Source organism: Streptomyces sp. NPDC048521, from assembly GCF_043199855.1.
Lineage (GTDB): Bacteria > Actinomycetota > Actinomycetes > Streptomycetales > Streptomycetaceae > Streptomyces.
Map to the genome: position 1 here is coordinate 13,355 of NZ_JBICWR010000015.1, position 22,198 is coordinate 35,552.

The window sequence follows — 22,198 nt, forward strand, 5'->3', positions numbered from 1 at the left end:
AGTGTGGTGTTCTTCCGCAGGCCGGCCCGCCGCCGGGGCCCGGAGCTGCCGGACGGTGAGCTGACGCTGCAGGAACCACCGACGCTCGCCGAGGCGCCGTCCTCCTCCGCGGCCAACATGCTCACGTATCTTCCGATGGCGGGCATGTCCGTCGGCATGGTGCTGCTCTACACACGCATCGGCAGTGGAACGGGACCGACCATCTACCTGGTGGTCGGTCTGATGCTGCTGTCGATGATCATGATGCTGGTCGGGCAGCTGGTGAAGTCCGGCTCCGAGCGCAAGCAGAAGATGCAGGGCGTACGCCGGGACTACCTGCGCTACCTCGGCGGTGTCCGGCACAGGGTCCGGGCGGCCGTCGTCGAACAGCAGCGAGCGCTGGCCTGGAAGCATCCCGAGCCCACCGCCCTGTCATCGTTCGTGAAGACGACCCGGCTGTGGGAACGCCGTACCTCCGACGACGACTTCGCTGAGGTACGCGTCGCGGTCGGTGAGCAGCGACTCGCGATGCAGCTGGTGAACAAGGCGGAGAAGCCGGTCGAGGACCTCGACCCGCTCACCGCGCACGCGCTGCGCTCCTTCATCAACGCCTACTCCACCGTGCCCGATCAGCCCATCGCCGTCTTCCTGCGGGCGTGGTCCCGGGTCCTGTTCCGAGGCGAGCGGGAGAAGGTGCTGGGGACCGTCCGGGCGCTGCTCGCGCAACTCGCGGCGCTGCACACTCCGCAGAGCCTGCTGATCACGTTCTGTGTGGCCCCGGAGAACCGCGCCGAGTGGGAGTGGGCCAAATGGCTCCCGCACGCGCTGCACGCCCAGGAGACCGACGGCGCGGGACCGGCCCGGCTGATCACCTCCACGGTCGCGGAACTGGAGGACCTGCTGGGCGAGGAGCTGACCGACCGCGGGCTCTTCGAGGCGGGCGCCTCGCCGCACAAGGACGAGCCGTACGTGGTCGTCGTCCTGGACGGCGGCCAGGTGCCCTCCGAGCACCGCTTCGAGCGCGCCGGTTACCGCAACTCCGTGGTCCTGGACGTTTCCGGCACCCTGGCCTGGAAGCCCGGGCGCACCGTGCTGCGGCTTCTGGTGGAGGAGGCCGAGAACGCCGGTGATGCCGCCGCGACCGAGACGTACGACGAGGTGAAGGTCGTCCGCACCGACCGCAACCGCAAGGAGATCTCCATCCCGCTGGGCCGTGCCGACCGGCTCGGCCCGGCCGCCGCGAGGGCGCTCGCCGCCCAGCTCGCCCCGATGCGTACCGGAGCCACCGCGGAGGTCGCGCAACCGCTGTCCACCGACATCCAGCTCACCACCCTGCTCGGCATCACCGACCTGTACCGGTACTCCCCCCAGGAGTTCTGGGACCGCCGCGCCGCCGGGAACAAGCGGCTGCGGGTGCCCATCGCGGTCGGCGCCGACGGCCGCCCGGTCGAACTCGACATCAAGGAGTCGGCGCAGGACGGCATGGGCCCGCACGGCATGCTCATCGGCGCCACCGGTTCCGGCAAGAGCGAGCTGCTGCGCACCCTGGTCCTGGGACTGGCCCTGGCCCACTCGTCCGAGACGCTGAACTTCGTCCTCGTCGACTTCAAGGGTGGTGCCACCTTCCTCGGCTTCGACGCGCTGCCGCACACCTCGGCCGTCATCACCAACCTGGCCGACGAGGCGGCGCTGGTCGACCGCATGCAGGACGCCCTGCGGGGCGAGATGCAGCGGCGCCAGGAACTGCTGCGCGCCGCCGGCAACTACACCTCCGCGCTGGACTACGAGAAGGCACGTGCCTCGGGCGTCCCGCTGGAGCCGCTGCCCAGCCTGCTCGTCGTCGTCGACGAGTTCAGCGAGCTGCTGTCCGCGCACCGCGAGTTCATGGACCTCTTCGTCGCCATCGGCCGGCTCGGCCGGTCACTCGGCGTGCACCTGCTGCTCGCCTCGCAGCGCCTCGACGAGGGGCGCATGCACCAGCTGGAGAGCCACCTGTCGTACCGGATCGGTCTGCGGACGTTCTCCGCGATGGAGAGCCGGGGTGTGCTCGGTGTGCCGGACGCCTACGAGCTGCCCTCCCAGCCGGGTGCCGGCTACCTCAAGAGCGGTGTCGAGCCGCTCACCCGCTTCCGCGCCGCCTATGTGTCGGGCGCCTACCGGCAGCGGGTCGGCGCGCTGGCCCAGGAGAAGATCGCCAATCAGGTGATGCCGTGGACCGGCGACTGGGTGAACGCGCGGGACGAACCGGCCCAGGAACCGGAGACCGCCGCCGGGGCGGAGGGCGACGACGCGGACGACACCAGCCTGATGGCCGTGGCCATCGACCGGCTCCGGGACGCCGGACCGCCGGCCTATCAGGTCTGGCTGCCGCCGCTGGGCGCGCCGCCGACCCTCGACGCGCTGCTGCCGCCGTTGGTCCCCGATCCCGAACTGGGGCTCACCACCGCCGACTGGGAGGGGCGTGGCAAGCTGAGGGTCCCGCTCGGTATCGTGGACAAGCCGTTCGAGCAGATCCGCGACCTGCTGATGGTGGACCTCGGAGGTGCCGGTGGTCATGTGTCCATCGGCGGCGGTCCGCAGAGCGGCAAATCCACCCTGCTGCGCGATCTGATCACTGCGCTGGCCCTCACCCACACGCCGCGCGAAGTGCAGTTCTACTGCCTGGACTTCGGCGGTGGCTCGCTCAGCTCGCTCTCCGGCCTGCCGCATGTCGGCGGCGTCGCGGGCCGACTGGACGGCGAACGGGTGGGGCGGACGATCGCCGAGATCTCGACGCTGCTCGCGCACCGGGAGCGGTTTTTCCAGGAACACGGCATCGATTCGATGGCCACGCTGCGCCGGCGCCGCGCGGCGGGCGAGTTCCCCGAGGAGCAGCACGGCGATGTGTTCCTGGTGATCGACGGATGGCAGACGGTACGGCAGGAGTTCCAGGACGTCGTACCGCTGCTCGGCCAGTTCGCCACGAACGGCCTGAACTACGGCATCCACCTGGTGACCACCACCACCCGCTGGGTGGAACTGACCGCCGCCGTCCGCGACCAGTCGGCCACGAAGCTGGAACTGCGGATGGGTGACCCCCTCGACTCCATGATCGACGTCCGGCTCTCCAAGAACGTCCCGCGGCTTCCCGGGCGCGGCCTGACGGTCGGTTCGAAGCTTCACTTCCTCACCGCCCTGCCGCGCATCGACGGCGTCGACGACCCCGCCGATCTCAGCGACGGCGTCGCCGACCTGGTCGCGGCCGTGGCCGAGGGCTGGCCCGGCCCCGCCGCGCCGCCCGTGCGGATGCTGCCGACCATGCTCAGCGCCCGCGATCTCGCCCCCGCGCCCGCGGAACGCCGGCTCCAGTTCGCGCTGGGTGTCGAGGAGACGGAACTCGCCCCGGCCTGGCACAACTTCGTCGAGACACCGCACCTGGTGGCCTTCGGCGACACCGAGTCGGGCAAGACGAACCTGCTGCGGTTGATCGCGAAGGGGGTGACCGACCGGTTCAGTCCGGCGGAGGCCCGCATTCTCGCGGTCGACTTCCGTCGCGAACTGGTGGAATGGGTGCCCGAGGAGTACCGGCTCGGACACGCGGTGTCGGTGGACCAACTGGACGAGTACGTGCAGGGCGCGGCCCGGGCCATGACGACCCGGGCGCCCGGCGCGGACATCACACCCGCCCGGATGCGTCTGGCCGACTGGTGGGTCGGGCCACGGCTGTTCGTCCTCGTCGACGACTACGACCTGGTGGCCTCCCCGGGCCGCAGCCCGCTGGACCCGCTGCTGCCACACCTGCCGCTGGGCTACGAGGTGGGCCTGCACGTGATCGTCACCCGCTCCGCGGCGAACTCCATGCGTGGACTCAACGACTCGCTCGTCCGGCGCCTGCTGGAGGTCAACTCGCCAGGTCTGCTGCTGTCCTGCCCGCCCTCCGAGGGTTATGTGTTCGGCAACGTCAAGCCGCGTCTGCTGCCGGCCGGCCGTGGCAGCTACATCACGCGCCGCAGCGTGACGCAGATCCAGACCGCCTTCCTCGACGACGTGCCGGCGGAGGCGTCCACGGGCCGGTGACCGGTCCCCCACCCGTGTCGTCACCGCGTGCCGGGTCGTGCGGTCGTCGCACGCCCGGCCCGCGGCCGCGTTCCCTCGCGGCCGCGTTCCCTCGCGGCCGCGTTCCCTCGCGGCCGCGTTCCCTCACGGCCGTGTTCGCTCGGCCCGGGGCGAAGCCGTCGAGCTATGGCCGGACGGCGCACGTCAGGGGCCGATGCCCGGTGACCCGGCCGTTTGCGCGACCCCACCGCCGCCGGCGACAAGGGCCGCCTCGGAGTCCGCGTCCGGCACGTGCGCGGAGGTCCTCGTGGACGACGGCTGCCTCGGCGCGGGACGCGACGCCCGGCACGTACCGGGCCGTCGCAGACCTTTCCCGCGCCGCGTCATGAGCAGTTGAGAACACTCCACGACCAGACGGCACACGCCCCACGCACTGTCACGCACCGACTCGTCGGACCGACCCGTCTCCGGCTGTCCGGCGGGAGGCCCGGATCCGGGCCAGCGTCATCGCGCCGATCGCCAGCACGCCCAGCAGCAGGCATGCTCCGGTCACCGCCCACGCCCGGGGAACGGCGGCGCTCTTGGGCGCGGCGTCCGCGAGGTGTACGACGTCCTGCTCCGGTGAGGGCGCCGGGGCGGCCGTGGGCAGCACCGAGCTGAGCGCGCTGATGGGGTCCAGCAGCGGCACCGAGGCGTGCGAGGCGGTCGCCTTGAGCCGGGCGGCGGTCTGGGCCGCGGTCAGATGCGGCAGGTGGGCCCGCACCAGGGCGGCGGTGCCGGCCACGAACGCGGCCGCCACGGAGGCGCCCCCGGAGACGTAATTGCCCGTGCCCTTCGGTCCGATGCCGGTGATCCCGTCGCCGGGCGCCGCGAGGTCGGCGTGCACCGGTTCGGGGACGCCGTCGGGGCGTTCCCCGGTGATGTCCACGTCCATCACCGACAGCACCCCGTTCGCGGAGGCCGGCCAGTACGAGGAAGGCGGAGGGGCGGAGGCCTGTCCGGTGGTGCTCTTGGGAACGGTGTCCGGCGCGGCCGCGGCCACCACCAGAACGTCCTCGGCCGCCGCGTGCTTGACGGCCGCCTGGAGCGAAGGGGTGTTCTTGGGCAGGGCCGCGGAGACGAGCACCACCTGCGCGCCGGCCGTGACGGCCGCCTCGATTCCCTGGGCGACCTGTCCGGCGCTCGCCTGGCCCCGCTCGTCCGTGCCCCGTTCGGCGATGACACGCGCCTGGGGCGCCACCCCCGCGAACCCGCTGCCCGGTACGGCCGACGCGGCGATCACCCCGGCCAGGAACGTCCCGTGCCCCACACAGTCCTGCGCTGCGGCACCGCTCGCCTGGACCCGTCCGGTGAGCCCGGCGGCCTGGGGCGACACACCCGTGTCCACCACGCCGACCAGCACGCCGGCGCCCTGGGTGTAGCGGCCGGCCTGTGCCAGGTTCAGCGACAGCTGTGCCCAGGGCACGGCACTCACCTGTGTCGGTGAGGCCTTGGTGCATGTGTCGGAGCTGGAGCTGAAGGATGAGGGTATCAACGGCAGCTTCGGTCCGGCCGAGGCTGCCGCGGAAGGTGTGGGCGCCGCGTCCGCGGCCGCGGCGCTCACCGTGGGGATCACGGTGAGCGCCGCCCCGAGGAGCGGGGCCAGCACCGTCAGGCGTGGCGTACCGGGCCGTGGCCGGTGCATGCGTCCTCCGCGCTTGCTGGGAGGAAGACGCAGGAGGGAGGGGCTGTCGTCGGTCATGTCGTCGAATTCCCTGGCCGTGGTGACCGGTTGGCGTGCCGTGGGGCAGGCGGAGGCGGGGCGGGAGCAAGGACACGGGCGGAAGCCGACCGGTCCTTCTTCGCGGCTGCGGTGTCCCGCTGGGCGGGGACGCAAGGACATGCTAGTCAGTCAACGGCGGCCGCTCGGTGGGAGATGTGACGATCGTGTCCCAACCAGGACACCTTCGTTCGCCGGCCATTGCCAGCGGGTAAGCTGCGCACAAGAGATACGTGTGGCAGCGGACGGGCCTTTCCCAGCCGCGTGCGACCGTACGCAAAACACCTGTTTACCGTTCGGTGCTGGCTCGGCAGTCCCGGGCAGTGTGTGACACTTGCCGCTTCGGGAGTGTGCCAACGCCGCTTGAGCGGGATGTGACCAGAAGACTGTGAGGACCGGATGACCGCCGTCCTCGTGAGGAGCGTGCGATGATCCGGCGCGGCACTGGTCGGCGGGGCGGACACTCCAACCGGCACGCGGCCACCCGTCTGACGGTCTCGCGTGCCCGCGACCACGTTCACCTGGTCCACTCGGGCGGCACCCCGCCAGGGCGGCTCACGGACATCTCTGAGTGGCTCGGCCCCGCTCGCCCCAACGAAGCGGTCGTCCTGGTCGGCACGGCACTCGGTGAGGACGGCGTCGAGGGACTGTGCGAACGGCTCGCCCCGGTGTTGCAGGAGTCCAAGGAACAGGACGTACGGCTGCTGCGGCTGGTGATGTCGGCGGGCGCCGACGAGGCCGAGGGCCGCCCTTCCACGGCCAGGCTCATCTGCGAACGGTGGGAACTCGACGTACTGGCGACCGCGGGCCCCGCGGTCGTCGTCCCGGACGGCACCCTCTTCTCGCCCGACCTCCCGGACGCGCCCGGCGGCTGGTGGCACTTCTCCGTCGGCCAGGTGCCGCGGTCCGTGGGCAGCCGGCTGCCGATTCCCGACTGGGAGTCCGCGCTGCGGCGGCTGGAGCACAGCCCGGTCCCCGGGCATGTCGTGGAGCCGGTCCCGGCCGGCCTGATGATCCGTCCGGCGGGCGCCGCCTCCGCCGCCGTGGACACCCTGCCGTACGCCGTCGCGCCCGACCCGGACCGGCCCCATCTGCTGATCGACGCGCCGAACGTGCCCGCCGCCGGACTGGCGACCATGATCGCCGCGCTGCCGGGCCGCGTGCGCAAGGACATCCGGCTGGTGTCCCTGGACGGCCGCTCCGTGCTGGAGACCGGGCAGGCCGTGGCGGACCTGCTCGGGACCGGGGTGCAGGTGGCCAACGGGGTACCGGTGGTGGTCGACGGCGACGACGCGGGTGACGACGCCGCGGGCGAGTCCTCGACGGAGCTGTACATGGTGGACGCTGACGGCACGCCGACCTGGCGGCCGTTCGCGCAGGCGTTCGTCTGCGAGCCCGGGGGCGAAGGACGGGAGGGGAGCGCCCGGGTCACCGAGTGGCGGGCTCCCGCCGCGCTGCTGGAGGGCACCGACCCCCGTGGCCTGCCGTTCGATCAGACCTGGAAAGTCGCGCTCACCCCCGCCGGACTGTGGGCCGGCCCGCGCGGCAGCGAGCCCCCGCTCGTCGCCGCGACCCGCACGGCGGAGCCGGACAGCGTCGCCATCGAACTCGGCGCACCGCGCCGGGCGATCGACGACTCGCTCTGGCCCGGACTCGACCGGTTGTTCGGCGAGCTCAGCCCAGAGGTACGGGAGCGGGCCGTCGTCCATGTCCACGGCGTCCTCGGCAGCAAGGGCATGGAGAACCTGCGGCGGCTGACGATCCGGCACAACTTCTCCTTGATGCCACAAGCACCGGGGGAGGCCGAGCCGCCCGCCGCCGAGGTCTTCCCTTCGCTGGGGAGGTCCGTGCGGCGGACCGAGGCAGCGCAGGCGGCGGAGGCGGAATCCGATCTCCCGGACCGCGAGCCGGGACCGGAGGTGCCGGCGGGTGCTGGGGAACTGGTGACCGAGACCAGGTCCTCGGACCCCGACCCGGCACCCGTTCCCGAGCCGGTTCCCGGGCAGGCACCGGGCGGAACGCGGGAACGGGTACGGCCGTCGGCCGCTGCCCGTCCATCTCCCGTTCCCGGCCCCTCCGCGATACCGGCACCCGTACCGGCCGAGCGGGCACCCCTCGGCCCGTCCGGGACACCGACGGGCAAACCGTCCGTGCCGTCGACGGACGAGGCCGCGACACGGGACGTCGAGGCGTCGCCCGTGCCCGCGTCGCCCGTACCCGCGGAGGGCGTGCCTGCGTCGTCCGCGCCCGCTTCGCCTGTGCCCGCGTCGTCCGTGCCTGCGTCGCCCGTGCCCGCGGAGAGCGTGCCTGCGTCGTCCGTGCCCGCGTCGTCCGTGCCCGCGGAGGGCGTGCCTGCGTCGTCCGTGCCCGCGGAGGGCGTGCCTGCGTCGCCTGTGCCCGCGGAGGGCGTGCCTGCGTCGCCTGTGCCCGCGTCGCCTGTGCCCGCGTCGCCCGTGCCCGCGGAGAGCGTGCCTGCGTCGCCTGTGCCCGCGTCGTCCGTGCCCGCGGAGAGCGTGCCTGCGTCGCCTGTGCCCGCGTCGCCCGTGCCCGCGGAGAGCGTGCCCGCGGCGGCGGTCGGGAATGTGGCCGCTTCCCTGGTGGGCGGGTCCGTGACGCGGGAGAGCAAGGCGTTTTCGCCCGCGGCGAGCGGGTCCGCCGCACCAGGCGGGGACACGACCGCGTCCATGGCGGGCGGGCCTGCGGCGCCTCGGGGCGGAGCCTTCGAGGCCGCGGCGTCGGGGACGGCCGGGGACGGCGCCGTGCCCCCGGCCCCCGGTGCCCGGCCCGATCCGGTTCCGGGCGCGGTCAGCCGCGCCCGCGGTACCGACACGCCGGCGGAGCGCGGCACGCCGGACACCGACCACGCGAGGCTCCGCGCCCAACTGGGCCCCTTCTGGGAGCAGCACCGCGCCGCCGTGGCGGAGATCACCGGGCGGCTGTTCAAGACGCAGCCGCGTGACCAGTCCGACGCCGCCATCGCCGAACTCGTCGCCGTGCACGTCTACATGACGGCGGTCGACGACGCACAGCTGCGGGCCGCGCTGGCGGACGGCGACGAGCAGAGCCGGACCCTGCTGCGGTGTCTGCGGTCCGGCACGCGCCGCCTGCCCTCCTACCGGGGCGCCGCGATGAGCACCGCCGGGGAACTCGTCCAGCGCCTCACCCCGGACGCGGTGGGCGAGGAATGGGAAGGCACCGTTCCGGTTCGCGGGGTGTCCGTCGGACGCACGTACCCGGGGCCGGCCGCCGATCACCTCCTCATCTGGTCGGTCACCGGCCGCCGCACCGGCACCCGCGCCGACGACGACACCCAGGACATCCTCTTCGCCCGGGAGTCCCGGTTCCGGGTCCTGGGCGTCACCTGGCACGGACCGGCCACCGTCGGTCTCCTCCAGGAGATGCCGCTGCAGGCGCACACCTCCACCCCGCACCTGGACGCGGCTCTGCTCAAACGCCTGCGGGCCGTGCTCGACCTGCCCGCCGCCCCGTCCCCCGGGGAGGGCGATCCGCCGGACACACCGTCCCGCGCGGTGCCGTTCCCGACGACGAGCACCTAGCGGGCCGTATCCCCTCAGCACCAGTCAGTACCGACCGAGCTTCACGTCCACGTCCCGCCACGAGGAGCGTCATGACCCCCCGAACGCCGAGGTCCACCGCCGAGCCGATAGCGACGATTGGCACCGTCCAGTCCGCACGGCGCTTCCGCCGCGCCGCGGCGCTGCCCATGCCCGACGGAGCGAGCATGACCCCTCTCGCCCCGGCGGACCCGCTGGGCACCGGGCAGGACGAGAGCACGCTGCGGTCCCTCTCCTCGGTGCTGGCCGCGTCCCGTACGGCGGAGAGCGAGCCGGAGCCCGACCCGGCCGCATGGCGTCCCCAGGGGACCGAGGAGGCGGGTCAGGAGTCCGTGGCGGGCGGCGCGGCGGCCACGGCCGGTGGGCCCCCGCGCCGTCCCGGCGGTGGCCGGCTGGCGTCGAAGGTCACCGAACGGCCCTTCCTGGTCGCCGCCGCCGTGGCCGGCGCGGTCGTCGCGGCCACCCCCTTCCTGGCGACCAACGGCAAGAGCCACACCACGGCCTACGAGGGCTCCGGCAAGGCCGACCCGATCGCCGTGGAGGGCGGCAGCGCCGACCAGCGCCCCGACGCCTACCTCAGCCAGCTGCCCCTCCAGGAGCCGGGCACCGGCGGCGAGGCGCCGTCCGCCGACAACCTGCTGGACTCCGACGCCGGAGCCTGGCACGGCTCGGGCGGCACCTCAGCGGCCGGTGACGAGCAGACGGCGGCGGACGCCCCGGTGGTGCCCGGTGTCCTGGCCGCGGACGGCTCCGGCGCCGGCACGCCCACCTCCGGTGCGGTGGTCGCACCCGCGCAGCAGGGGCCGGGCGCGCACGCCCTGACCTCGGCCGCCGGCGACACGCCGGGGTCCCCGGCGGCCGCCGCCCCCGCGAAGGGCGCCCCCGCCAAGGACACCGGCGCCAAGGACACCCCCGCCAAGCACAGTGGCGCGTCCGCGCCCGCCAAGACGACCGGCACTCAGACCCCGGCGAAGACGACGGTCATGGCCGCCGCCAAGCCCGCCACCGGCACCACGGTGAAGTCCGGCACCGGCACCACGGTGAAGTCCGGCACCGGCACCACGGTGAAGTCCGGCACCGGCACCACGGTGAAGTCCGGCACCGGCACTGCTCCCGTCGCCGCACGGGTGGCCGCGACGGCCTCGGCCGGTGCCGGCGCCGCCACCACGGCGAAGCCCCAGGACACCCGGACGACGACGGACGAGACCACGGCCGAGGCCCGTCAGCAGGCCACGGACACGGCGACCGACACCACCAAGGCCACGGACACGGCGACCGACACCACCAAGGCCACGGACACGGCGACCGGCACCAAGAGCACGGACACCGCCACCGGCACCTCGCACACCGGCACCTCGGACACGGCGACCGACACCACCAAGGCCGCGGGCACCGCCACCGGCCAGGCCGTTGACCCGGCCCCCGCCGAGGCGGCCCCCGCCCCGCAGTGGAGCACCAAGGTCATCACCTCCACGCTGACCCTGCGCTCCGGCGAGTCGGTGCATTCCAACCGGATGCGCATCACCATGCGAGCCAGTGGTGACCTCGTCATCTCCGACGAGAACGGCACCGTCCGCTGGTCGTCGCACACCACCGGGCAGAACAACTACGCCACCTTCAAGGCGGACGGCGAACTCGTCGTCCGGTCCGCCTACCAGCACACCCTGTGGTCCTCCCGGACGGGCGGCCAATCCGGCGCCAAGCTGGTCATCCAGAACGACGGCAACGTCACGATCCTGAGCGCCGGCGATCAGACCCTCTGGGCCGCCGGCACCCAGCACTGAGCCCACCGCGAACACCGCGAACACGAAGGAGCAGGCGTGGCCCGCCATCTGATCACCGTCGGCCAGGAGAACGGGTGCGACCACACCACCATCGGCGCGGCACTCGCCAACGCCCGGCCGGGGGCCGTCATCAGCGTCCGGCCGGGCAGCTACCGGGAGACCCTGGTGGTGAACAACCGGGTGACCATCGTCGCCGAAGGCCCGCGCGGCAGCGTCGAGATCGCCCCGGACAAGGGCGCCGCCGTCACGCTCGCCGCCGACGCCGTGATGCTGACCGACCTGCTCCTGCGGGGCGGTGAGGGCGAGCTGCCGGTGATCGACGCGGTCCGCGGCCAGGTCGCCCTGGACGGCTGCGAGGTCCTCGGAGCGGGCTGGACGGCCCTGCTCAGCCGCGGCAGTGGCTCCCTCGCCGTGCGGTCCTGCCGGATCACCAACCCCGTCGGAGCGGGAGTGGTGGAGGCCGGCACGACCGGCAGCGTCATCGCGGACTGCCTGATCGAGAACCTGGGCACCTCCGGTGTGGTGATCAGTGAGCAGGGCCGCGTCGATGTGCGCAACTGCCGTATCCGGGACGCGCGCGGCAACGGCGTGCTGGCCAACGGCCAGTCCCGGGGTGTCGTGGAGGACTGCGAGATCACCGCCGTGGAGAAGCCCGGACTCGCTCTGGAGGGCGGTACGTCGCTGCGGGTGGTGCGCACGACGCTGCGCGAGTGCTCGGTGGGCGTGCATCTCGCGAGTTCCGCGCGCACCGAGCTGTCCCATGTGCAGGTGTACGACTCCACCAGTCACGGCTTCGTGGTCGCGGAGCGCTCCGACCCGCAGCTGTCGTACTGCGAGACCTCCCGCACCCGGGGCAGTGGCCTGTACGTCACCGGCCGCTCCCGCGGCTACTTCGTGAACTGCGCGTTCGACGCCGCCGAAGAGGCCGCCGTGTACGTCGACGAGTCCAGCACCCCGTCCCTGACCGGGACCCGGGTGACGAACAGCAAGACCGTGGGCGTGCTGCTGGAGGGCGAGTCCGTCGCGGAGTTCGACCAGCTGGACGTCGTACGGGCCGGCGGGAACGGGGTGTCGCTGTCGACCGGGGCCAATCCGCTGCTGCGCCGGGCCCGGATCACGGAGGCGCGCGGCGCGGGCATCCTGGTCGCCGGGAACAGCCGCGGCCGGTTCGAGGACTGCGAGGTGGGCGACTGCGCCGGGCACGCCCTGCGCGTGGAGGGCGGCGGCAATCCGCACATGGGAACCTCCGCCCTGCGCGGCGCGGGCAGGTCCGGTGTCTGTGTCGGCGGCAACGGGCGGGTCACGCTGCGGGACTGCGAGATCTCCGGCTGTTCCGCCTCGGGAGCCGCGGTCGAGGAGGACGGCGACCTGTCGCTCGTCCGCACCCGGGTGCTGGGCAGCGGCGGCCACGGCGCCCTCGTCGGCGCGGGCGGCCGAGCCGCGCTCAAGTCCTGTGAGTTCAGCGGGAACGCCGGTGACGGCATCCGGATCGACACCGACCGCTCCGTCGAGGTCACCGACTGCACCGCACGCTCCAACCGTGGCGCCGGGATCAAACGCGCGCCGTCCCGGGGCGAGTTCACGCTCTCCGGTCTCACCAGCGTCGACAACAAGTCGCCGGACGAGGGCACCGACCCGGCCGCCGATCCGGTCGTACCCGAGCACGCCGGGACCGGCGCCGCCGGCGGCACGGAGGGCGGGGTGCCGGAGAACGCCCTGGTCGCCGAGTTGAACGACCTCGTCGGCCTCACCAACGTCAAGGAGCAGGTCAACATGCTCGTCAGTCTGGGCAAACTCGCCCAGCGACGGGCCCAACTGGGGATCCCCGCCCCGCCGATGAGCCGTCACCTGGTCTTCGCGGGCCCGCCCGGCACCGGCAAGACCACGGTGGCCCGGCTCTACGGCGGCATCCTGGCGAGCCTCGGGATGCTGTCGTCCGGCCATATCGTCGAGGTGGCCCGCGCCGACCTGGTCGCCCAGGTGATCGGCGGCACCGCGATCAAGACCACCGAGGTGTTCGAACAGGCGCAGGGCGGTGTCCTGTTCATCGACGAGGCCTACACCCTGCTGTCCGACAGCAAGGGTTCCAGCGTCGACTTCGGCCAGGAGGCCATCGACACCCTGGTGAAGCTGATCGAGGACCACCGTGACGACACCGTCGTGATCGTCGCGGGCTATCCGAAGGAGATGGAGGACTTCCTCGCCGCCAACCCGGGCCTGGCCTCGCGTTTCACCCGGACCATCGAGTTCGAGAACTACTCGGTGGAGGAACTCGTCACCATCACCGAGTCCATGTGCGCGGGCCACCGCTATGTACTGGACCCGCTGACCAGGGAGGCGCTGGGGCTGCGGTTCTCCCGGATGCGGCGGGACGCGACCTTCGGCAACGGCCGTGCCGCCCGCCAGGTCTTCGAGGAGATGGTCGACCGGCAGTCGCTGCGGCTGGCCACCCTGCCCGAGGCCAGCGAGGCGGACCTGATGCTGATGCTGCCCGAGGACGTCGGCGCCGACCTCGCCCAGGAACTGCGCACGGAGGTCAAGAAGAAGGAGCCCGGCGAGTCCGACGTGCTGGCCCGGCTGCGCGCCATGACCGGTCTGGGGGCGGTCAAGCGCGAGGTCGGCGGCATCGTGAACCTGCTCACCAACTACCAGCAGCGCGCCGCGCTGGGACTGCCGACCCCCTCGGTCAGCCACCACGCGGTGTTCTCCGGTCCGCCCGGCACCGGTAAGACCACCGTGGCCCGGCTCTACGCCGACCTGCTCAAGTCCTTCGGAGTGCTCCGCCAGGGCCAGCTCGTCGAGGTCGCCAGGGCCGACCTGGTCGGACGCTACATCGGTCACACCGCGCAGCTGACCACCGAGAAGTTCGAGGAGGCCGTCGGCGGTGTGCTCTTCATCGACGAGGCGTACACGCTGACGCCCGAGAACTCGCCGCAGGACTTCGGCCGCGAGGCCGTGGACACCTTGCTGAAGCTGATGGAGGACCGCCGTGACGAGGTCGTGGTGATCGTCGCCGGATATCCGGCGGAGATGGCCCGGTTCCTGGAGTCCAACCCGGGCCTGGCCTCCCGTTTCTCCCGGCACGTCACCTTCGAGGACTACTCCACCGACGAGCTGCTCTCGATCATGGAGGAACAGGCGTCGACGGCGGGCTACGTGTGCGCGCCGCAGACCAAGGAGGCCCTGCGCCTCCACCTCGACGGCCTGCCGCGCACCAAGAGCTTCGGCAACGCGCGACTCGCCCGACAGCTGCTGGAGACCATGATGACGCGGCAGGCGGGCCGACTGGCCTCCCTGCCCGCACCCGACCTGGAGGCGCTCACCACGTTGCTCCCGGAGGACCTGCCCGAGGCGGCGCTCGTGGCGCTGCCGGGCACGGAAGGATGAGGCGCGGTGACGCCCATGGCGAGCGGTGCCGGCCGGGCGCCGGACGGGCGGTGCGCGGACCGGGTGCGATGACCGCGCCACCCGGTCCGCCGGCCGGGCGGTACGAGGCCTGCGCCCGGTCCGCCCGGCCCGAGGACCGTCAGTTCCTGTCCGGTGGGCGCAGGGCGTCCCGCAGCGCCACCCGGGAGGCGATGCCGAGCTTCGGATAGATCTGGTACAGGTGTGCGCCGACGGTACGGTGCGAGATGAACAGCCGCTCGGCGATCTGCTTGTTCGTCAGCCCGGTCGCGGCCAGTTCCGCGATCTCGCGTTCCTGCGCGGTGAGCGCCGTCACGTCCCTGCCGTCGGGGGCGCCGACCGCCCGTCCGGCCGCCCGCAGTTCCTTGCGCGCCCGCTCCGTCCAGGCCGTGGCGCGCAGATGCCGGAAGGTCTCCAGCGCGGCCGTCAGCGGAGCCTTGGAGTCGGACAGCGCCCGGGACCTGCGCAGCCGCTCGCCCTGGGCGAGGCGCACCCTGGCCAGGGCGAAGGGCCACCGCTCCGCGTCCGGGACGGCCAGCGCCGCGGCGAACAGCCGGGCCGCCTCCGCGTCGTCTTCCGCGACGAGGGCCTCGGCGCCGGTGGCCAGCATGGCGAGCCGTGGCGAGAGCCCGGCGACATTCGTCTCGCGCAGGGCCCGCACATGCGCGACCGCCTGTGCCCGCCGGTCGGTGCGCACGGCCGCTTCCACCAGTTCGAAGAACACCCAGGCCGCGTGGGCGACGTACGGCGGGAAGCTCCCGGCCGGGCTGATGGCGTCGACGCGCCCGAACGCCCCGTCGAAGTCGCCGTCGGCGATGTCCGCGAGCGCGTGCACGTGCAACGCGCAGTGGACGGCCTCCCGGATGCCGCGCGGCGCCGCCCAGTTCGTCATCGCCTCGGCGAGCGCGTGCGCGGTCCCGGTCTCGCCCCGCGACGCTGTGACGAGCCCCTTGGTGTACTGGAAGAACCAGGTGCAGACGGAGTACCCCGAGCGTTCGCACAGGGTCAGACCCTCCTCCGACAGCTCCAGCACCTCGGCCCACTCGCCGCGGTGGTAGTCGTCCAGGCACAGGTGCAGCAGAGCGCCGATGTGCCGCCGTACCGGACCCCCCTCGCGCCCTTGCCCGACCAGCCGCCAGGCCGCGTCCCGCACCGCCGCCAGCCGGTCCGGGTACACCGCGGCGGTTCCCACCCGGACGACCCGCGCGGGGTCCGTCTCCCGCGTCGTACCTTCGATGATCTCGTCCAGCTCCCGCAGCGTCTCCGCGTCGGCGTGGGCCGGGTCGCCCCATGTCCGCGCGGCCACGGACAGCAGCCGCGGGGGAGTGGGGCGCAACCGGGAGACGGCCGTGTAGTAGGGCGTCCACAGGTCCTCACGCGCGCCGTAGCTGCACAGCAGCAGCAGGAAGTGCAGCGCGTCGATGAGCGCCGGGTCCTCGGCGTCGTAGCCGTGGCCGCCCTCCTCGATGGCGCCGACCAGCAGCCGGTGGGCCGTCGTGAGGTCGCCGTCGCTGTTCAGCACGAGCTGGACGGCGGCGGTCGCGGAGCGCAGGGACGCGCCGTGTCCGGGATCCGCCCGGGAGGCGTCCTCCAGCAGGGCCGATGCGCTGCTCAGCGCGCCGATCGCCTCGGCGCCCACGTAAGCGGCCTCCGAGAGGCGGCGCGCGCGGTCGGTGTCCAGCGGGCTGAGATCGGCGGACCGGGTGAGGGCGGCGATCGCGGCCACCGCGTCCCCGCGGTCCAGGATGCGCCGGGCGGTGCGCTCCAGCAGGAGGGCCACCTCCTCGTCGGGCTGCAGGGTCGCCTCTCCCAGGTGCCAGGCCCGTCGCTCCGGCTTGCCGGCCAGCACCTGGGCCAGGGCACGGTGCGCCGCACGGCGGGCGCTGCTGGTGGACGCCGCCACCACGGCCGACATGATCAGGGGGTGCCTGAACACCAGGCGGCGCGGTGACTCGGCCACGCGTACCAGCCCGTCCTGCTCGGCCGGGTCCAGGTCGTGCAGGTCTGGGTCGGCGTCGGTCTCCCGCGCGGCGGCGGACAGCACACCGAGGTCGCCGGTGCCGTCCAGGGTGGCGAGCAGCAGCAGGGTGCGGGTCGTGGCGGGCAGGGAGCGCACCCGGGAGACGAACACGGACTGCAGACGCTCCCCCAGCGGCAGGACGGCCGGCAGCACCTCCCGGGCCCGGCGCTGGTCGGCGCGCAGCGCGTCGGGGAGTTCGAGCAGGGCCAGCGGGTTGCCCTGCGCGGTGTCCAGCAGCCGTCGGCGCACCGGGTGCGCCAGGTCCGGGAAGCGCAGGTCGACCAGGCGGGCGGCGGCGTCCGCGTCCAGGGCGGGCAACTGGTGGGCGGGGAGCTCACCGCCGTCGAAGAAGCTGGGCACGCCCGTCCGGGAGGCCGCGAGGAAGCGGACGGGAGTGCCGGACAGCCGTCGGGCGAGGAAGCCGAAGACCGCGGCGCTCGCCCGGTCGACCCAGGGCAGGTCGTCCACGATCAGCAGGACGGGGGTGTCCTGGGCCGCCGACCGCAGCAGGGCCAGCGCGGCGTTGCAGACGACCATGCGCTCGGGGAGCGGGCCGGCGCCGAATCCCAGGGCGATCCGCATGGCCTCGCGACTGGGGGAGTCGAGCCGGTCGAGGATGCCGTGCAACGGCAGCAGGATCTGGTTGAGCGCCGCATAGCCGACATCGGCCTCGAACTCGGCGCCGGCCGCCCGCAGGACGCGGGTCCCCTGCTGCACGGCGGCCTTGGCCACGGCGTCCAGCAGGGCGGACTTGCCGACCCCGGGCTCCCCGGACAGCAGCAGGAAACCGCCCGCGTGCCGCTCGAACAGCTCGGAGACGTGGTCCAGATCGCGCTCGCGTCCCACCAGGAGCTCGGCGTGCCCGATCTGCGGCACGTCAGCGTGCGCCACCGGCCACCGCCTCCTCCCGGCCTCGGCCTCGGCCTCGCGGGACCGTGCGATGTGTGTACCTTCTGTGCCCGGCCATTGTAGGAGCGCGTGATCGTGCTCCGCGCACCTTGCCGCTCGGCGTCACCACCCGATGCCAGGCAGTGACCTGCGCGTTTGTTCGTGGCCCGCGTCGGCTTCGCCGCACCTACGACGCCTTCGGTCCGTGCGCCCGCCCTTCGCCGGGACGAGGCGTCGGCCCATGGGCGCCGTGGTGCGGGGTGCGAGGAGGTCCGATCAGTCCGCGGCCGTGCGGTCGTCCCCGACGCCCCCCGGTGGGCGAGGCCGACGGTGCGGGCTTCCCGGAGCCGTGGGACCGCCGTCGCGGCGCCGCGCGAGCGGAGAGAGAAGAACTGCGTCGGAACCGGTACGTACGCAGACCGTGGCAATCGTGGCCTGCTCTGCGCAGCGCTGACGCGACCACGCCTCCGACGGCACGCTGCAACATGTATGCCCCACGTATCACCAACGGCGTGTGAGGTCGGATCGAGCCTCTTCCGGCGTCGTACGGCTTACGGACCGCTCACTGGTTCAGGGACTTCCGACAGGCTCCGGCCGGTGCGACGTCACGGAGTCGGCGTGCCGCAGTCCATGACGGACGGTCAGCCTGCGCAGCCGCTCACCGTCCCGTGCGTCGAGAACGCCGTGGACGTGCACCACGGCCCGGACACAGACCTCGGGCTCCAACTGCCCGAACAGCGTCTCCAGCCCCGGCCACAGGGAGTCGTCGAGCGGCCGGTGCGGCTCCCAGGGCCCGAGGTCGATCGCGACGGCGTCGGCGCGGGCGGGGCGGGTGGTGACGAGGAACGGCGGTTCGGCGTCACGCGGTCCGATCCACAGGCCCGACGGGGTCACGCCCGCCTTCCAGTCCCGGCCCAGCGACAGCGCGTCGGGCTCGGTGCCGCTCAGTACCGCAGGGACCCGCCACTGCGTCACGCGGGCCGGCCGGCCGCCCCCGCCCATCGCCGGCCCGTGGGCCAGGGTCCGGGCGAACGGCCGCCAGGCGGGCCGGCCCTCCAGGTCGAGCAGGTACTGGTCCGCGGCGGCGTCGCCGGCCGAGACGCCCTCCGGGACGGCCCTGCCGTTCATGACGGGCACTCCCACCGCCACGCCGACTTCGCGGCCCAGGAGGTCCGACACCTCCTGAGCGGTCCGTGACATCGGCCGTCCCGCCGGCGAAACCAGCCGCAGCGAGCCGCGGACCTGCTCGGGGAGCGCCCCCAGGACCACCGCGAGGACGGCGGCGGGAGTCTGCGGCGAGGTGACGATCAGCTGCGGCCGGCCGTACTCCGGCGGTACGGCGTGCAGCCGGGCGTGGGTGGCGGGGGACACCGGTCCCGCGGGCCGTACGGCCAGCCCGGCCGGTACGGGTTCGACGATGTGCCCGGCCAGTACCTGGCGGCCCACCCGCCGCATCACCATCTCCCAGTCCGGAATGGGCAGATGACTGCTCACGTGCCGGGCGGCCGAGCCGGGCGAGAAGTGCCACCAGCCGCCGGAACCCCCTGGGTGGCCGGGTGCGAAGAGACAACCCGCCGCCGTCACCAGTGCGGACCCGGCAGTGGCCAGGACGTCCATGCCCCAGCGTTCGCTGATCAGCCGGGCCGCCGACGGGCTGTCGCCGGCCTCGTGGGCGCCCTCGGACATCACCAGTGTCAGCAGGCGCACCCGCGCGTCCCGGCTCGCTTCCAGCGCGGGCGCCAGCAGCCGGCCCAGCCCCTCCGCGCCGTCCTCGACCGAGGGCACGCCGACCACGACGACCGCCTCGTTCGGCCGGGTGGGGCCGAGCCGGTCGGCGAGCCGGGTGAGCCACACCGGTGGCCTGCTCCCCGAGTGCACCAGATACAGGTGCTCGCCGACGGGGGTGACCGTGGATGCCGTCGCCGTGTCGTATCGAGCGCGGTCCGGGTCTCCCGCGGGGATGACGGTCATGCGGCCTCACAGTCCATGGTCACGACGGAAAGAGACACGGATGGCACGACACGGACACGCATCGGGGAACTCGTTGCCGTCCCTGTGCTCACATATGCCTGCCGGGCTCCGCTCCCGGCACACGTATCGTCCGGGCCGGAGTCTACCGCGAACGGGACTCCGGCGCGGTGAGCCGCTTCCTCCGGCAGTGACGGTGCTGTGGCCGCAGTTCCGGGCATGTGCGACGTGCAGATCGCCGCACGGTGCGCCGGGCCGGGGCCGTTGACACGTGCCTGTTCCACCGGTTTCCTCGGCGACGCGTCGCGACGTCGGGTCGAAGAGCACCGGCGACGCGGACACCGGCTGGGCCGAGCGGTACGCCGCGTACCTGGTGGCCGAGCGGACCGGAAGCGGCGGGAGCTGACGTGCCGCGCCGGTGAGCGGCCAGTCAGATGACGTATGTACCTCCACGGGCGATGCCACATCGTGGGCAGGGGTATGCCCCCAGGCTCGCGCCACCAGCGCCAGGGCCGCCGGAGCGTGACCTGACGTCACAAGCAGCGTGAGAGAGAGTCGGATGCACGTCCCCGCAGACAGCCACCCGGACATCCACTGGCCGTCCGGATTCTCACCTGCCGAAGCCCACTGCTTCCATCACGTCCAGGCCGTCGTACCCGGCCCGCCCGAGCGGGTCTTCCGCCTGCTCACCGATGCGGCGGGCTGGACCAGCTGGGTTCCGGGGTGCGAGGCGGTCAGCACTCAGACCTTCACCCAGACCTTCGAGGTGCTCTGGTCCGGTCATCGGTTCGAGGTCTACGTGGGAGAGCACGTACCGCCCCGTCGGCTCGGCTGGATGGGTGTCGGTACCGGTGTCCGGCTGTATCAGGCGTATCTGCTCACCGAGGTCGGGGACGGCACGGAGATCGTCGCCGAGAGCGCCGTCCGCGCCTCCCTCCCCAAGGCGTTCGACACGTTGTCGCCCACATGGGTGGAGCGCCTGGACGAACTGTGGCACGCCCAGCTCAAGCGGCTGTCGGACGATCCGCCGCCGAGCGTGTGAGCCGTTCCCCCGCCCGCCCCGCCGCGGGCCCTGCCCCGCCCGGCCGCGCGGTCGTCGTACGCAGGCGCAGGTGATCAGCCCCGGGCGGCGTGGGCCCGGCACAGCGGCCCACCGGCAGCGCCGCCATCACCTTCTCGTTCAGGCCGTGAAAACTGCCCAAGACTCCTCGGTGCGGAAGCCAGCCCGCTCGAACAGCGGCAGTGCCTCGTCGCTGGAGTGCAGATACGCCGTGTGCGCCCCGGCGGCCCGGCCGTCCCGCAGGATCGCCTCGGTCACCGCGCGGCCGACCCCGCGCCGCCGGTGGTCGCGCAGGGTACCGATGTTGGCGAGCCCCACATGCCGTTCGGTGAGGATCGCCAGCCCCGCTCCGGCCGGCACCCCGTCCACCTCGGCGAGGTAGGCCTGGACGAAGGGCTGCCCGAGGACGAGGGGCGTGTACAGGCTGCTGACGATCATCGGCGGAGCCCCGAAGGCGGCGCCGAGGACGGTGGCGAAGGTCTGGTGCTCGTCGTCGCCGAGCGGACGCACGGTCACGGGCCCCTGGCCGGACTCCCGGCTGTCGCGGTCCTCCTCCAGCGAAAGCAGCATGAAGGGCTGCTGAGTGAGCGTGCGGAGTCCGTGAGCGGCGGCGATGCCGGCGATCTCCGCACCGGGCTCGCCCCGCAGCCGGATGCTCCAGGGAAGCTGGGCGACATGGGGTGCGGCCTTCTCGCAGAGCAGCTCGATCTCCGCCGCGTCCGGCACGTCGCTCACACTCATGATGCTGTTGAGCAGGGGGATCAGCGAGCCGGTGACGGCCAGCAGGGCGCCGCCGGGACCGCGCTCGTGCAGGCCGTTCGGGAGGACATCGGCGAGCCGCTCCGTCGCCTCCTGGAAGGCCTCTGCGGCCTGGGTAACCGCATCGTCGTTGGTCATACGTGTGATTGTACGCGTTGCGCCGTACGTGATACGTGTGACCAGAGAGGGGTCGATCAATGAACACATGTCCTGGCCCGCGATCGCTGCGGTACCGGATGAACGCGTCGACGCTCCGTTCTTCACCGGTGGGCGTGCGGCGTCCCCCACAAGCCGGTCTCCGTGCCGAGCCGGGCGGTCCGGCAGGGGCTTTGCGCACGGGACGACAGGCGGCATTCCGGTAGCCGTGGATCACCACGTCGACGTGGTCCGGGTTCTTCCACAGCGGGGCGGCGCGGACGGCCTGCCCGGTACGGGGAAGGTGTCATCGTCCCGCGGAGCGTCGTGCGAGATGGGCGAAGAGAGCCGCCGCGGCACAGACCAGGGCCACGACACATCCGACGTCCGCCAGCGCGTGCCCGGAGGCGGCGGCCGAGGTGCCGTACCACCGGACAGCGGCGGGTTCCCGCGCGAGGGCCGCGTCGCCGCTGCCGTCGTCGACCACGAGGTGTCGGGTGAGGGCCTGGCTTCCTCCCCAGACGATGACCCGGCTCGCGGCGGTGACGTCCCGGCGGGCCGCCGTCGAGCCGGAGGCCCGCCGGGACCGCAGGGTCCTGCGCACCACCTCGTCGAATCCCTCGAGGTCGGCTGTGTAGAAGTCGCTCACGCCGGAGTCGTGGGCCGCCTCGCGCACCGCGCCGGGAATGCCCTGATGGGCGCGATGCACGGCGATCACGCCGGCGAGGAACCGGGCGAGCCGGTCGGCTCCGTCGCCCCCGGTGCCCGGGTCCCACCGCCGGGCCGGCGCCAGCAGCGACACCCACAGTGCGTCGGCAAGGCGGACGGGTA

At 73.2% G+C, this 22,198-nt stretch carries 10 protein-coding genes; 5 read left to right on the top strand and 5 right to left on the bottom strand.

All coding sequences use genetic code 11. The features are described from left to right. Nucleotides 1-3: 3 nt before the first annotated feature. Nucleotides 4-4,035 carry a type VII secretion protein EccCa gene (gene eccCa, locus ACGFRF_RS29770; RefSeq protein ID WP_393745477.1) on the top strand — a complete coding sequence of 1,344 codons (4,032 nt, stop codon included), beginning with the start codon at nucleotides 4-6 and terminating at the stop codon, nucleotides 4,033-4,035. 415 nt (nucleotides 4,036-4,450) lie between these two features. Here eccCa and ACGFRF_RS29775 read toward each other — a convergent pair whose 3' ends face one another. Further along, nucleotides 4,451-5,479, bottom strand: coding sequence for a S8 family serine peptidase (locus ACGFRF_RS29775; protein ID WP_393745157.1), 1,029 nt, complete (start codon nucleotides 5,477-5,479; stop codon nucleotides 4,451-4,453). Nucleotides 5,480-6,201: 722 nt separating this feature from the next. On the opposite strand from ACGFRF_RS29775, the gene ACGFRF_RS29780 reads away from it, so the two are divergent. The 3 genes from ACGFRF_RS29780 (at nucleotide 6,202) to ACGFRF_RS29790 (ending at nucleotide 14,519) form a co-directional block, all read left to right on the top strand. Further along, nucleotides 6,202-9,330, top strand: coding sequence for a hypothetical protein (locus tag ACGFRF_RS29780; RefSeq protein WP_393745159.1), 3,129 nt, complete (start codon nucleotides 6,202-6,204; stop codon nucleotides 9,328-9,330). A 71-nt stretch (nucleotides 9,331-9,401) separates the two neighbouring features. Next, nucleotides 9,402-11,132 (top strand): hypothetical protein, encoded by a 1,731-nt coding sequence (locus ACGFRF_RS29785; RefSeq protein ID WP_393745161.1) that lies wholly within the window; start codon nucleotides 9,402-9,404, stop codon nucleotides 11,130-11,132. Nucleotides 11,133-11,168: 36 nt separating this feature from the next. Continuing rightward, on the top strand, nucleotides 11,169-14,519 hold the full coding sequence (locus ACGFRF_RS29790) for a right-handed parallel beta-helix repeat-containing protein (RefSeq protein ID WP_393745163.1): 3,351 nt from the start codon (nucleotides 11,169-11,171) through the stop codon (nucleotides 14,517-14,519). Nucleotides 14,520-14,658: 139 nt separating this feature from the next. Here ACGFRF_RS29790 and ACGFRF_RS29795 read toward each other — a convergent pair whose 3' ends face one another. Then, the gene (locus tag ACGFRF_RS29795; protein ID WP_393745165.1) at nucleotides 14,659-17,448 is read right to left on the bottom strand and encodes an AAA family ATPase; all 2,790 of its coding nucleotides are present in this window, start codon (nucleotides 17,446-17,448) and stop codon (nucleotides 14,659-14,661) included. A 567-nt stretch (nucleotides 17,449-18,015) separates the two neighbouring features. Next, nucleotides 18,016-19,416, bottom strand: a complete 1,401-nt coding sequence (locus tag ACGFRF_RS29800; protein WP_393745167.1) for a hypothetical protein — start codon at nucleotides 19,414-19,416, stop codon at nucleotides 18,016-18,018. A 556-nt stretch (nucleotides 19,417-19,972) separates the two neighbouring features. Here ACGFRF_RS29800 and ACGFRF_RS29805 point away from each other — a divergent pair. Beyond that, entirely contained in the window at nucleotides 19,973-20,455 is a 483-nt protein-coding gene (locus ACGFRF_RS29805) for an SRPBCC family protein (protein ID WP_393745169.1), read from the top strand. Between the two features lie 138 nt (nucleotides 20,456-20,593). On the opposite strand, the gene ACGFRF_RS29810 is transcribed toward ACGFRF_RS29805, so the two are convergent. Next, the gene (locus tag ACGFRF_RS29810) at nucleotides 20,594-21,370 is read right to left on the bottom strand and encodes a GNAT family N-acetyltransferase (protein WP_393745171.1); all 777 of its coding nucleotides are present in this window, start codon (nucleotides 21,368-21,370) and stop codon (nucleotides 20,594-20,596) included. 304 nt (nucleotides 21,371-21,674) lie between these two features. Continuing rightward, nucleotides 21,675-22,169 (bottom strand): hypothetical protein, encoded by a 495-nt coding sequence (locus tag ACGFRF_RS29815; protein ID WP_393745173.1) that lies wholly within the window; start codon nucleotides 22,167-22,169, stop codon nucleotides 21,675-21,677. Between the last annotated feature and the right edge of the window lie 29 nt (nucleotides 22,170-22,198).

Excerpts from the sequence above, each read along its gene's own strand:
- ACGFRF_RS29780 (WP_393745159.1), top strand. The coding sequence starts at position 6,202 with ATGATCCGGCGCGGCACTGGTCGGCGGGGCGGACACTCCAACCGGCAC.
- ACGFRF_RS29785 (WP_393745161.1), top strand. The coding sequence starts at position 9,402 with ATGACCCCCCGAACGCCGAGGTCCACCGCCGAGCCGATAGCGACGATT.
- ACGFRF_RS29800 (WP_393745167.1), bottom strand. The coding sequence starts at position 19,416 with ATGACCGTCATCCCCGCGGGAGACCCGGACCGCGCTCGATACGACACG.
- ACGFRF_RS29805 (WP_393745169.1), top strand. The coding sequence starts at position 19,973 with ATGCACGTCCCCGCAGACAGCCACCCGGACATCCACTGGCCGTCCGGA.
- ACGFRF_RS29810 (WP_393745171.1), bottom strand. The coding sequence starts at position 21,370 with ATGACCAACGACGATGCGGTTACCCAGGCCGCAGAGGCCTTCCAGGAG.